Origin of the sequence: Alteromonas sp. RKMC-009, from assembly GCF_003584565.2 — a bacterium.
In the GTDB taxonomy this organism is placed as follows: domain Bacteria; phylum Pseudomonadota; class Gammaproteobacteria; order Enterobacterales; family Alteromonadaceae; genus Alteromonas.
On the sequence record NZ_CP031010.1, the window covers coordinates 4,893,295 to 4,906,011 of the forward strand.

16 protein-coding genes are annotated in these 12,717 nt (G+C 48.4%); 11 read left to right on the plus strand and 5 right to left on the minus strand.

The window, feature by feature from the left end:
- Positions 1 to 66 precede the first annotated feature (66 nt).
- Positions 67 to 348 carry a hypothetical protein gene (locus tag DS731_RS21260; protein WP_119503182.1) on the plus strand — a complete coding sequence of 94 codons (282 nt, stop codon included), beginning with the start codon at positions 67 to 69 and terminating at the stop codon, positions 346 to 348.
- Positions 345 to 1,661 carry an ABC1 kinase family protein gene (locus DS731_RS21265; protein WP_119503183.1) on the plus strand — a complete coding sequence of 439 codons (1,317 nt, stop codon included), beginning with the start codon at positions 345 to 347 and terminating at the stop codon, positions 1,659 to 1,661. Before DS731_RS21260 ends, DS731_RS21265 begins: the two co-directional genes overlap by 4 nt.
- Here DS731_RS21265 and DS731_RS21270 read toward each other — a convergent pair.
- Positions 1,655 to 1,963: a DUF6482 family protein gene (locus DS731_RS21270; RefSeq protein ID WP_119503184.1), complete on the minus strand. Its 309-nt coding sequence runs from the start codon at positions 1,961 to 1,963 to the stop codon at positions 1,655 to 1,657. The two genes, DS731_RS21265 and DS731_RS21270, sit on opposite strands and share 7 nt — an antisense overlap.
- Before the next feature lie 361 nt (positions 1,964 to 2,324).
- On the opposite strand from DS731_RS21270, the gene DS731_RS21275 reads away from it, so the two are divergent.
- The 9 genes from DS731_RS21275 to DS731_RS21315 all read left to right on the plus strand — a co-directional run bounded on the left by DS731_RS21275 (position 2,325) and on the right by DS731_RS21315 (position 8,700).
- Complete coding sequence (locus DS731_RS21275; protein ID WP_119503185.1) at positions 2,325 to 3,173, plus strand: DUF3014 domain-containing protein; 849 nt, start codon at positions 2,325 to 2,327, stop codon at positions 3,171 to 3,173.
- A complete protein-coding gene (locus DS731_RS21280; protein ID WP_119503186.1) occupies positions 3,163 to 3,717 on the plus strand; it encodes a DUF1285 domain-containing protein in 555 nt (184 codons plus the stop codon). The genes DS731_RS21275 and DS731_RS21280 overlap by 11 nt, the downstream gene beginning before the upstream one ends.
- Positions 3,718 to 3,790: 73 nt before the next feature.
- The gene (locus DS731_RS21285; protein WP_119503187.1) at positions 3,791 to 5,074 is read left to right on the plus strand and encodes a metal-dependent hydrolase family protein; all 1,284 of its coding nucleotides are present in this window, start codon (positions 3,791 to 3,793) and stop codon (positions 5,072 to 5,074) included.
- A 9-nt stretch (positions 5,075 to 5,083) separates the two neighbouring features.
- Positions 5,084 to 5,668: a YqaA family protein gene (locus DS731_RS21290; protein WP_119503188.1), complete on the plus strand. Its 585-nt coding sequence runs from the start codon at positions 5,084 to 5,086 to the stop codon at positions 5,666 to 5,668.
- A gap of 70 nt (positions 5,669 to 5,738) precedes the next feature.
- Positions 5,739 to 6,200: a hypothetical protein gene (locus DS731_RS21295; protein WP_119503189.1), complete on the plus strand. Its 462-nt coding sequence runs from the start codon at positions 5,739 to 5,741 to the stop codon at positions 6,198 to 6,200.
- On the plus strand, positions 6,200 to 6,379 hold the full coding sequence (locus tag DS731_RS21300; RefSeq protein ID WP_119503190.1) for a hypothetical protein: 180 nt from the start codon (positions 6,200 to 6,202) through the stop codon (positions 6,377 to 6,379). The genes DS731_RS21295 and DS731_RS21300 overlap by 1 nt, the downstream gene beginning before the upstream one ends.
- Before the next feature lie 110 nt (positions 6,380 to 6,489).
- Positions 6,490 to 7,293, plus strand: a complete 804-nt coding sequence (locus DS731_RS21305) for a DUF1206 domain-containing protein (RefSeq protein WP_232373444.1) — start codon at positions 6,490 to 6,492, stop codon at positions 7,291 to 7,293.
- Between the two features lie 64 nt (positions 7,294 to 7,357).
- The gene (locus tag DS731_RS21310; RefSeq protein WP_119500931.1) at positions 7,358 to 7,858 is read left to right on the plus strand and encodes a helix-turn-helix domain-containing protein; all 501 of its coding nucleotides are present in this window, start codon (positions 7,358 to 7,360) and stop codon (positions 7,856 to 7,858) included.
- Positions 7,855 to 8,700 (plus strand): IS3 family transposase, encoded by an 846-nt coding sequence (locus tag DS731_RS21315; RefSeq protein WP_232373549.1) that lies wholly within the window; start codon positions 7,855 to 7,857, stop codon positions 8,698 to 8,700. The genes DS731_RS21310 and DS731_RS21315 overlap by 4 nt, the downstream gene beginning before the upstream one ends.
- A gap of 69 nt (positions 8,701 to 8,769) precedes the next feature.
- On the opposite strand, the gene tusA is transcribed toward DS731_RS21315, so the two are convergent.
- The 4 genes from tusA to DS731_RS21335 all read right to left on the minus strand — a co-directional run bounded on the left by tusA (position 8,770) and on the right by DS731_RS21335 (position 12,494).
- Complete coding sequence (tusA, locus tag DS731_RS21320) at positions 8,770 to 9,024, minus strand: sulfurtransferase TusA (RefSeq protein ID WP_119503191.1); 255 nt, start codon at positions 9,022 to 9,024, stop codon at positions 8,770 to 8,772.
- Complete coding sequence (pyrE, locus tag DS731_RS21325) at positions 9,011 to 9,655, minus strand: orotate phosphoribosyltransferase (protein ID WP_119503192.1); 645 nt, start codon at positions 9,653 to 9,655, stop codon at positions 9,011 to 9,013. The genes tusA and pyrE overlap by 14 nt, the downstream gene beginning before the upstream one ends.
- A 9-nt stretch (positions 9,656 to 9,664) precedes the next feature.
- Positions 9,665 to 10,378, minus strand: coding sequence for a ribonuclease PH (gene rph / locus DS731_RS21330; RefSeq protein WP_119503193.1), 714 nt, complete (start codon positions 10,376 to 10,378; stop codon positions 9,665 to 9,667).
- 142 nt (positions 10,379 to 10,520) lie between these two features.
- Positions 10,521 to 12,494: an alpha/beta hydrolase family protein gene (locus DS731_RS21335; RefSeq protein WP_161599199.1), complete on the minus strand. Its 1,974-nt coding sequence runs from the start codon at positions 12,492 to 12,494 to the stop codon at positions 10,521 to 10,523.
- Positions 12,495 to 12,717 lie beyond the last annotated feature (223 nt).

Consider the following 12,717-nt stretch of genomic DNA (forward strand, 5'->3'; position numbering starts at 1 on the left):
CATTGACCCGCTTGCCCGTATTGCATCATAGTTAACCACACTGTTTTCGCGTTACGGGTAAGTGTTATGTCTGAAACGACTCCTCAAACCAACAGCTTCACTGACAAAAAGAATATTATGTGGGTGTTGCTATCCGGCGCTATGGCCATTCTTTTTGTTGCGCTGTTATTTATTCCGGGCGCCACCAGCCCCGACAGCACCCTTTCAATTTATGCCGCCATGCTATGGTGCGGTATTTTCTCCGCTACGGTTTTCCGTTACCTGGGCAAAAACGGCTGGACCGGATTTGCAGCAGGCAGTGCAGCCGGATTCTGTATTCAGCTCCTTTCTGCATTCGTGACACTATGAGCGATGAGCCGGACGGCAAACCCGTCCCCTCTGGCAGACTGTCGCGGGTAATAGGTCTGGGTTCTCTGGCTGGCCGCATAGCCGGCAATATGGTGACCAGTGGTGCCGGACAATTACTGAAAGGGCAGCGGCCTGCCATGGCTGACTTGTTGCTGACGCCGGCCAACATCACACGCATAGCTGACAAACTGGCCACCATGCGCGGTGCCGCCATGAAAGTAGGGCAACTTATTTCCATGGACGGCGGAGACTTTCTTCCTGAAGAACTGTCCGCAATCCTTGCCCGTCTGCGGGAAGATGCCAGTCCGATGCCCAAAGCCCAGCTTACTGAAGTGCTGAGCAATGCACTGGGTGAAAACTGGCAGAATTATATGCTGTATTTCTCTTTTGCCCCTGTCGCCGCCGCGTCTATCGGCCAGGTCCATAAAGCCATCACCCCCGACGGCACAATGCTGGCGTTAAAAGTCCAGTACCCCGGCGTACGTGAAAGCATCGACAGTGATGTTGATAACGTGGCGACACTGGTTCGCATGAGTGGCCTCATCCCCAAAACGCTGAATATTGCGCCGGTGCTGGAAGAAGCGAAACAGCAGCTTAAACAGGAAGCAGACTACCTGCGGGAAGCCTATATGCTGGACACCTACCGTTCCCGTTTGCAGGATGATGATGCGTTTATTGTGCCCCGCAGCTACCCGTCGCTATGTACTGAAAATGTCCTTGCCATGTCTTTTGAAAAAGGGGATGACATAGAGTCGGTACTGCATCTGGAACAAGACCTGCGCAACGGGGTCATGAGCGCACTGATGCGGTTGTTTTTCAGAGAAGTCTTCGATTTCAAACTGATACAGAGCGACCCGAATCTGGCAAATTACCGCTATGACTCCGTTTCCGGAAAAATTATTCTGCTGGATTTCGGTGCCACCAGAGAAATTACCCCGGCCATGGCTGAAGGATACCGTTCGCTGTTGCGCGCGGCGGCAAACAATGACGCTGACGCCATGCTCAGTGCAGCGTTGTCTATAGGACTTGTCACGAGTGAACATACCACTCAGCAGCAAACCAAAGTCGTTGAACTCGGCATGACCGCCTGTGAAGCGATACATGTTGACGGCAGCTATGATTTTGGTAACAGTGACCTGATAATGCGGTTACACAATATGGGCACCGCACTGACGTACCGGGAAAATTTCTGGCATGTGCCTCCGGCAGATGCTCTGTTCATTCACCGTAAATTGGGCGGATTATTCCTGCTGGCCAAACGGTTAAAAGTACAGATGAATCTACGCCAGATTGCTTCACCCTGGATTCAGTAGGGTAATGCCATAGTGAATGGTAACGCTACAGAATGTGACGCTTTCGGCGGATTACCAATCATCTCATCGTAGGGGGTGTCATGCTTCATCACCGATTTTTCTACATGACAATGAGCGAACAACTCGCGGATCTGTCCTGCACTGTAAAAACGCATGGGCTTGTCTTCGTTATCGTAAACCAGTCCCGAACGCTGGCCGATGCAAATAAGCACCAGATATACGTTCATTTCGAATGACTGTACTTCAAGGTAATTAATCACTACAGGGTCGTTTTCGATATCGCGAAAGTAGAATTTGTTCATCGCTGCTCTCCGTTAACCTGTCTGAAGTGTACAAATACCATTCAGAAAGGACTACTTTTACAGGCGGAATTCCCATTAAGATGTTGTAATGAAGCGCTCCGTTTTTTCGCATTTTTTCTGGTTATAGCAAAGATAATGCGATCAAAATCAGGCTTTTCTGAGTAGAAAAGTGTTAGAAAAGAGGAATTTGCTATTAGTACGGAACAAATTGATCCATTGATTCTCAAAACAGAGAACACATCTCTGGTAGTATGATAGCCGTGCTATCTCAGGACAGTTGAATTCAGCCAATTTCTGAGGCGAATGTCCTGAGGTAGCACGGGTTTATGATCCAGAGGGAACATTACAGGGTGAAAAGTTTATGAGTGATGATTCAGAGAAGAAAACGCTGGCGCCGCACATTTTAATTATCGCGGTGATTGTAGTGGTCATAATTGCAGTTCTGTTGTGGCCGTCGAAGGAAGAACCTGCACCGGTTACCGAAGAAGTGCCGGCAGAAGAAATGCCAGTTCTGCCTGACGAGCCGGACGATTTTCAGCCCGCCCCGCCACCGGAACCGGTAGATATTGATCCCGTTGACGAGCCGGAACCCATGCCGGAACAACCAGAGCCTGAACCGGAACCTCTGGATGTGTCGGATAAGGGCGTAGAAGAAGCCTTAAATGCTATTTCAGGTACGGAAGAAGCGAATAACCTGATTGTGAATGAGGGTCTTATTCAGCGCTTTGTAGTTACGGTGACCAATCTGGCCAATGATGAAATGCCGGCGGCCCAGCAGGTACCGTTAACCGCACCGGAGCAAACATTCAAAGTTTACCGTCAGGCTGATAAAGAGTGGATTGATGCCGCCAGCTACAAGCGATACACGCCGTACGTTACCATGATGGAAAGTTTTGATAACGAAGCACTGCTTGACCTGTTCAAGCGCTACAAAGGGGAAATCCAGTCGAAGTATGACGAGATTGGACAGCCCGGCCAGCCGTTTGAATCTGTCGTGGTGGAAGCTATCGATCAACTGCTCGATACCCCGGAAGTACCTGTTCCGGTAGAAGTGTACTCGGACTCAGTGGCCTACAAATATGCTGATCCGCAACTGGAAGAACTCAGCACGCCGCAAAAGCAATTGCTGAGAACTGGTCCGGACAATATGCGCCGTATTAAAGCGAAATTACGGGAATTGAAATCCCTGCTTGCAGATGATGGATTTTAACCGGTTTCAGGCTCAGATAGAGTCGCACCCGTCAGATGACGGGTGCAACCTCCCTCCGGTAGAACAATGGCATCCGCTATTTTGCGGTAACATCGATATGTGCATCACTGCCTCCGGTGAATGGCAATATCAGCAATCTCCTGTTACACGATTATCCCTTGTCAGGCTTTTTTCCTCTGTTTTAGTAAAAGAAAATGACGATTATTTTCTGGTAACGCCGGTGGAGAAAGTCGGTATACAGGTAGAGGATGTGCCTTTTGTCATTATTCAGTGGGCAATGGAAGATAATCACCTCAGATTAACCACACAAACCGGTGATACATTCACTGTCAGCGCCTCTCATCCCGGCACACTGCGGGCTTCTTTAGACGGCACCTTTTTACCTTACGTGAATGTCCGGCGTAACTTGTGGGCCAGACTTCATCAGAATGTTTACTATCAGTTACTCAACGAAGCTGAGGAAAAAACAGCACCCGACGGCACCACCCGCTTTACAGTTCAAAGCGGTGACTATGAACTCATTCTCGGAGAAATCAGCGAATAACCTTTGCCATACTGGCATCCGCACAGTCATTTCATTACAGTAGAAAACTCACACACTGATAACGATAATGACAATGAAAAAACTCTCTTTATGTATAACAGCCCTGTTGGGACTGAACACTTTACCTCTGCAGGCAGACACCCTCATTCATGCCGGCAACTTATTTTCTGCAACTGACGACTCTCTGCAAAGCCGGATGACAATTGTGGTCGACGGCAACAAGATAACCGCGGTGAAAAAAGGCTATATCAGCGCTGAAGACGGCGACACAGTGATTGACCTTAAAAATCATACCGTGATGCCGGGACTGATGGACATGCACGTTCACCTTTCCTCCCAGCAGGGCCCGTCTTCTTATATGGAACGCTTCACACTTAACGAAGCTGACTACACCCTGAAAGCGGCACACTTTGCGGAGAAAACCCTGTCTGCCGGCTTTACAACCGTACGTAATCTGGGTGACGAATACAACGAAACCATCGCACTGCGAAAAGCCATCGATAAAGGTCTGGCACAGGGGCCACGTATTTTCTCTGCCGGTAAATCGATTGCGACAACCGGCGGACATGCAGATCCCAGTAACGGGATGGCACACAAACTTCGCCCTGATGTCGGACCGGAGCAGGGAGTTATAAACGGCGTTGCAGAAGCCCGCGATGCAGTACGGCAGCGCTATCAGGATGGTGCTGACGTGATAAAAATCACTGCCACCGGCGGCGTTCTGAGCGTAGCGAAAAGCGGCCAGAATCCGCAATTTATGGACGATGAACTGGAAGCCATTGTTGCTACAGCTAATGACTACGGCATGACAGTGGCTGTGCATGCTCACGGAAAAGAAGGTATGAAGCGGGCCATTAAGGCCGGTGTGACGTCTATCGAGCATGGTACTTACATGGACGATGAGATCATGGATTTGATGAAAGAACACGGCACCTGGTACACCCCGACTATTCTCGCCGGCGAGTTTGTGGCTCAGAAAGCGAAAATCGACGGATTCTTTCCGGAACTTGTCAGACCCAAAGCGGCCGCCATCGGCCCGTTGATCCAAAACACCTTCTCCAAAGCGTATAAAGCGGGTGTAAGCATTGTGTTTGGCACTGACAGCGGCGTTTCAGCACATGGCGATAACGCTCAGGAGTTTGCACTGATGACAGAAGCTGGCATGCCTGCTGCTGAAGCATTGCGCAGTGCAATGGTTTCACCGGCGAAACTGCTGAATATCAGTGATGAACTCGGCACTATCGAAAGCGGTAAACTGGCCGACATCATTGCAGTTGAAGGTAATCCCCTTGAGGACATCAGGGTGATGGAGAAGGTTGTCTTTGTTATGAAGGACGGGGCAATCTTCAAACAATAACGGAAGATTATGCCCATAACGAAAAAGTTAAAACGTACGACGAAGAAAATGGTGGATTCCAGGCACATGCTGAAAGGCATTACCCTGGCGTCATTTCTGGAATCTACCATCGTACCTGTGCCCCTGGAAGCGATCCTTATACCGCTGATGCAGGCAAGAAGGGAAAAGCTCTGGAGCATTGCCCTGATGGCCACTCTGGGGTGTGTTATTGGTGCATTATTCGGTTATGCGCTGGGGTATTATCTTTTCGATCTAACCGGCGACTGGATCATTAACACCTTTTCTGACCCGGAACAGTTTAAGCAAGTTTCAGCTAAAATGGAGCAGCAGGGGTTCTGGTTTGTGCTGACGCTCGGAATTGCCCCCATTCCGTTTCAGATAGCCATGCTGGCAGCGGGTGCAACAAAATACTCCCTGCTGTTGTTCTTACTGGCCACGGTCATCGCCAGGTCCATAAGGTATTTTGGTCTGGCACTGGCGGTATATGTTGCCGGAGACAAAGCTGAAGCGTTAATCAGGCGATACAAAACGAAAGCAATACTGGCACTGACTGTCGTCGTGCTGTTGATCTGGTATATCACTACATTGTTTTAACCGGGCAACAGCGCTAAATTTAATTTGATAATAATTCTCATTTGCATTACTTTTAATTCAGGAGGTGCATATGATGAAAACCCATTATCTTAGCCCGGAATACTGGAAGTGGCTGCAATCCCACCCGGAGCATGCCCGCAACCATTTTACACAAACCAGTCAAACTGCGCTGGAAAAGGCAAAGTCCGGTGAAATGGAATCCGCCCGTCAGACAGCAGGGGAAGCTTATGAGATCGCGCAGGCGGTATTGCTTTCTTTGCAGGCACCGGAAACCTCCCCGGCCTCACAGAGAAAAGATTTGACCGCTTATGGTGCTGCTGCCATACAGTTTGCACGCAGCCATGCTGCTACAGGGAACATTGAAGATGCTGCCACCTGTCTTGATGCGGCATCACAGCAAATCTATGCGCTGGCCCCGCTGTTTGCATTACACCCTGAGTTACTGACGATGCTGCAACAAATTACGTTTTCACTGCAGAAAGGGCTGGCCTTCTACCAACGGCAAACATTATCTTCAAGGGTACTTCACTAGTGACCTTACCGGTGGACAGCCAGTCATCCACAACCATAACGCTGGAAGTGGATATCAGGCTTCTGAAGCATATGCTACGGCAGCGGATTCTGCACATCAGCGATCTCCGCTGCCAGTCTCATGATGACAAAGTGCGCTTACAGCGGCTATTACTTCAGGCCATCACGGAAAGCCATTAATTTTAGCAACAGATAAATCGCTATCAGCAGTTATTTGCGTATTCAAATAATACAGGAAAAAGCTTGCGGGTTTTCCCCCTGCCAGCGTAACGAATACCGGATAAGATACTGTGATCGCTTCAACCACTATCAGCTATATTGCCCGCGCCGGATATGGTGCAAAAACCGTTGTTTATATTCTTCTTGGTATTTTCGTTATAACCACAGCATTTACGTTTCTGCAGTCTGAAGAACCCACTCAGGACCATGTTTTCAGAACTCTCCTGGAGCAGCCTTATGGATGGTATCTGCTGGCCGGCGTAGTGTGCGGGCTCATTTGCTATATGTTATGGCGTCTTATCCAGGCCTTTCTGAATACCGAGAACCTGGATATGTCAAAAGCCGGCGATGTGATCACCAGAGCTTTCTTTGCATTATCAGCGACGATTTACGGAGTCGGGGCCTGGGGTGCAATCAGAGTACTGATTGGTACCGGTAATTCAGAGAAAGACAGCAGTAAACAGGTTTCACAGGAATTAATGCAGCAGGCGTGGGGAGGATGGCTGGTTGCTGCCATCGGTACCGGTATTCTGATATTTTCTTTCATCCAGCTAAAGCATGCCTGTAAAGCCGATTTCATGGAAAAATTTAATACTCATCATATGCGGGACAGTGAGATTCATATCAGCCGTATTGCCGGCAGACTCGGCTATCTCGCGAGGGGAGTTGTTTACATCTTAGTAGGTGCTTTTTTTATTCAGGCGGCAATTGAACTGGATCCGTCAGAGGCCGGTGGACTTAAAGAAGCATTTAGCACTATTTTAAATCAGCGGTACGGGCAATATGGACTTGCCGCGACAGGTGCCGGTATAGCCATGTTTGGCATTTTCTGTGGCTTTGAAACAATTTACCGCACCACGCCGGGAAACCGGTAACAAAAAGCCGGCATATTGAAGTGACCCCCAATAGTTGGACATTCCAATTACTGGGGGTCTTTTTATGTCCAAACATCCTCGAGCCTTCAAGCTCAAAGTAGCTGAGTGTGCTTTATCTGAAAGTTCTTCGGCGATAGGTGGCAGATTTAATGTCACAGAAAGGCAGGTCCGATATTGGACTGCTGTTTATCGAATTCATGGCGCTGAAAGCTTCAGGTCTACTCACAGGCCATATTCTCAAGCATTTAAAACAGATGTGTTGAAAACAATGGCAGCTAACAACTGGTCACTTAGTTACACCAGCGCCTTCTTCGATTTATCGTCCCCTGGGATTCTTTTCCAATGGCAAAAGCTTTATGCTCACGATGGTATCTCCGGTCTAAAACCAAAGAAAAAAGGTAAACCTCGCGTGAAAAAAGAACCTTCTGCACCTAAACCATCAACTGAAATGACGGAGAAGGAACTCAGAGAAGAGTTGGACTATTTACGTGCGGAGAATGCTGTTCTAAAAAAGTTAGAAGCCTTGGCTCAAGCCAGAAAGAAAAAAGCAAAGACAAAACGATAGTTGTCGAAGAGCTCAAGGCTAGTTACAGCTTACAAAATCTATTAAAAATCACAGGACTCCCGAAAAGCGTTTATTACTATCATCGTAATACGCTAGAACGGTCGTGTCCCGATATTGGCTTAAGCGAAAAAATACGTACTATCTTTCATAAACATAGAGGGCGGTACGGCTATCGCAGAGTTACTTCTGCGCTGAGAACAGTAGGCTTGATAGTTAATCACAAGCGCGTACAACGCCTGATGAATGAGCTGGGGTTAAAATCCAAGGTAAGACCTAAACGTTACAAGTCCTATAAAGGTGAAGTCGGCAGAATCGCAGGCAATGAACTTAATCGAGAATTTACGGCAGTGAAGCCAAATCAAAAATGGGTGACCGATGTGACTGAGTTTAAAGTCAAAGACCAGAAAGTCTATCTGTCACCGATAATTGACCTGTTTAACCAAGAGGTTGTCAGCTATGAAGTACGCACATCGGTTGCACTGCCACTAGTCACAGACATGCTCAAAACCGCGACGAGTAAGCTACAGCGACATGAGAAGCCGCTTATTCACTCGGATCAGGGCTGGCAATACCAACATAAAGAGTACCAAAATCACATCAAAGCAAACGGGCTAGTTCAAAGCATGTCCAGGAAAGGAAATTGTTTAGACAATGCCGTCGCAGAGAACTTCTTCGGCATATTAAAAACGGAAATGTATCACAACGAGAAGTTCAACGATGCCGACGAACTGATTGAAAGCATCAAAGAATATATCGACTATTACAACAACGAGCGTATTAAGCTGAAACTAAAAGGCCTGAGTCCGATACAATATCGAAATCAGGCCTTGGCAGCCGCTTAGAAATGAGTCCAACTTTATGGGGTCACTTCATATTCACCGGCTTTAAAAACAGTTTGTATGAGACGACGGCTACAGCCCTTTCTTAATCAGAAACTGATAGGGCAATGCATCAGTCTGGCTTGCCACCAGCGTGTGTTGCATAAACCGGCAAAACCCCGGGATATCCCGCTCTGTTGCCGGATCATCGGCGGTGATCAGAACCGTTTCACCTTCTTCCATTTTCCGCACTTTCAGACGCACCATCATCACAGGTTCCGGGCAACGGAGGCCCAGTGTGTCCAGTTCGTGATCCGGGCTGGCGAAGAGGGGATTATCCGATCCCATATGACTCACGGTACTGACGGATTGACGCCATGTGCTCTGCGTGGGCACCGGTTTCTTCCAGATAAGCAATTACGTCATTCAGAGACACGATGGAAACAACCTGTGTACCAAAATCACGTTCCACTTCCTGAATAGCAGACAGCTCGCCTTTACCCCGTTCCTGACGATCCAGCGCAATCAGTACACCGGCCAGAGAGGCACCGTTCTGAGCAATAAGCTCCATTGACTCACGGATAGCTGTTCCGGCCGTGATCACATCGTCCACCAGCATAATGCGGCCTTCCAGCGGGCTGCCAACAAGATTACCACCTTCACCGTGATCTTTCGCTTCCTTACGGTTAAAACAATAAGGCACATCCATATCATGATGATCAGCTAATGCTACTGCCGTGGTTGTGGCAATAGGGATCCCTTTGTAAGCAGGGCCAAACAGTACATCGAAGGCTATGCCGGAATCCGCCAGTGCTGCCGCGTAGTAACGACCCAATTTGGCCAGATCGCCACCTTTGTTAAACAACCCGGCATTAAAGAAGTAAGGACTTGTACGGCCTGACTTCAGGGTAAACTCGCCAAATTTCAGCACGCCACGGGCGATGGCAAACTCAATAAATTCTCTTTTAAACGCTTTCATCTGCTCTCCTTACGCAAGAGACGCTTTCTGAACATCAAACAGTTCACGCAGGCCATGCTTAGCGATATCCAGCATTTCGTGCATTTCATCAAAGGAGAACGGTTCGCCCTCCGCGGTACCCTGGATCTCAATCAGCTTACCGGTTTCGGTCATTACTACGTTCATGTCGGTTTCGGCTGCTGAATCTTCGGTATACTCCAGGTCAGCAATCGGCGTACCTTCGTAAATACCCACAGACAATGCTGCTACCATGAATTTCAGCGGGTTAGTTTTGATAATGCCTTTAGCACGCATGAAGGTAAGGGCATCTACCAGTGCAACACAGGCACCGGTAATAGAGGCGGTACGTGTTCCGCCGTCAGCCTGAATAACGTCACAATCCAGCGTTATTGTATTTTCGCCAAGCAGTTTCAGATCAAGTGCCGCACGCAAAGAGCGGGCAATCAGGCGCTGAATTTCAAGGGTACGGCCGCCTTGTTTACCCCGTGCTGCTTCACGCTGGCTGCGGGTATGCGTTGCCCGTGGCAGCATGCTGTATTCAGCCGTTACCCAGCCCTTCCCCTGACCTTTCATAAAACGCGGTACACCTTCTTCCACCGTCGCAGTGCAAAGTACCTTGGTATTACCGAATTCGACTAAAACCGAACCTTCAGCATGACAAGTGTAATTGCGGGTAATCGTAACGGGACGGATCTGACTGGCGGTTCTGCCGCTTGGACGCATAGGAGTCTCCTGAGAAAAGGTCATAAATCTGTATTTTTTAACAGGCGCAAGTATAGCGTAAATACACCGGCAAATTGAATCCGGCGGGAAGGGAATTAAGGCGTAAAAAAGTAAAACGCCGCATAAATGCGGCGTTATCAGATTATTTTAATGTTTCAGACAGGAAATTCACGACCTTCTGATAGTACTCGCCGCGGTTGGTTTCATCATAGAAACCATGTGTTTCCGAGTCTTTCACGAACCACTCATAGGATTTGCCTGCTTTGTCCAGGGCACTTTTCAGACGTTCTGCGTGCTCAAGAGGAACCCTGCGGTCACGGGCACCATGGGCAATAAGAACCGGACCGGACAGTTTGCTCACGTGGGTCACAGGGGAAAATGCGGTTAACTGAGCGGGGTCAGTACCCAGCACTTTTTCCAGATACGCATCACCGGTGAGGAATTCAGTAATGTCACCTTTTTCCAGTGCCAGGTTCAGATCATAGACGCCGGCATTAGCAACGGCACACTTAAACAGGTCAGGTGCAAGCTCTGCAGACATGACCGCAGAGTAGCCACCAAAACTGCCGCCCATGATGCACACTTTGTCTTTATCGATATGTCCCTGAGAAATGATGTAGCGTGTACCGTCGATAATATCCTGCTGAATATCGTCACCCCAGTGCTTGTAGCCGGCAGCCTGATAATCGCCGCCATAGCCACCGGAACCACGGTAGTTCACCTGAAGAACAGCATAACCTTCGTTCGCCAGTAACTGAACTTCACGGTCAAACCACCACAAATCACGCACATAGTGCGGACCGCCATGAACAAGAGTTACCAGAGGAACTTTCTGTCCCTGTTTCATCGTAACAGGGTAGGTAACGAAACCGTGAATTTTCATTCCGTCTGACGCTTCAAAACTCACCGGTTTGGTTTCAGAGAAGTCGTTTACGGAAATGTGTTCGAGGTTAGCGAACAGCTGGCTCAGGCTATTGGCAGATTTGTTGTAAAGATAATACGTACCGGCATCAATATCGCTGGTGGCATAGATGAGCCACAAATTGCCGTCTGCTGAACGGCTGACCATATTCACGTTGTAACCCGGCAGGGCACCCAACAAATCTTTAAAGATTTTTGCCTCTTCACCGGCACTGTCGAAAACCATGTACGCCGGCATACCGTCATCCACGCGGATAGCATAGGCAGAGGACTTGTCGGTTGTCAGATTTACCTGAGACAAAGACACTACATCATCGGTGTATATTTCTTTTCGCTCACCGGTTTTGAGGTTCATCCGGAAAAGGCCGACTTTGTCCTGTTCAAAATTATCCAGGTAAATCACTTCCGTGGCATCTTCGTTCAGGGATACCGGATGGAAAGCCTGCCCGAATTGCTCACTGATTTCTTCCCAGTCATCGCCTTTACGACGGAAAATAAGCGTATCGTCATTCTTATTTGTGCCGGTTGCCATGATCAGGTTACCACTGTCATCAGTAAAAATGTCAGATTGCGGCGCGGGCGCATAAGCCTTGGCGGGGTACAATTTGCCGCTGTAAACGTTCAGACGGTGAATTGATGCGATACTGTCGTAGCTTGCAGAAAGACGCTGGACGAAACCAATCCGGTCTACGTTCATCGGCTCTGATGCAATCAGGATCTCATTGTCGTTATCCGGCATCGTACTGATCACGCGGGCCCAGCCATCTACGCTTTTCTTTCTTTTAATCCGGGTATTCTGACGCTCTTCGACGTTGAATCCATAGATAATCTCGCCGTTAGTACCGTCGTAATTAATAGCGTAAAGTTCGCCCCAGAACTGAGGTTCAGATTGCCATGGCTCTTTACGCCAGATTTCCATTACCAGGCGATCATTATTCGCCCAGTAAAAGGTACCGACTTCATTTCCCCCGCGCATGGCCATTCCGCCAACCGTTGAGAAATCTTTCATGTCCAGCACGGCAAGGTTTCTGATGCCATCCTGCACAACCACGATGGCCAGACGATCTCCGTCCGGTGATATTTTGGCATCTGCGTAAATAGCATTTTTAGCTATGTCCTGCGGTGAAAAAGCCGCAAAAGCAGAAAAAGAAAGGAACAAAAATGCGACCAGCGCACCTAATTTCTTATACGACATGTGGGTCATCCCTGAGTAAACATACTTCTGATAATGAGGCATTATCTCTTAAATCAGAATCCATTAAATGTAACAAATTTATCCGTTAACAGAATAGCCAGCAACACAGGTACAGGCAAGCAGGGACGATCAAAACCTGTCTGAACCTTGTACTAAAGTATGAACACAGTGAACATTACCACTGACAACCCGGTGATTCCTGCGTAGACTTACGCATAAATCC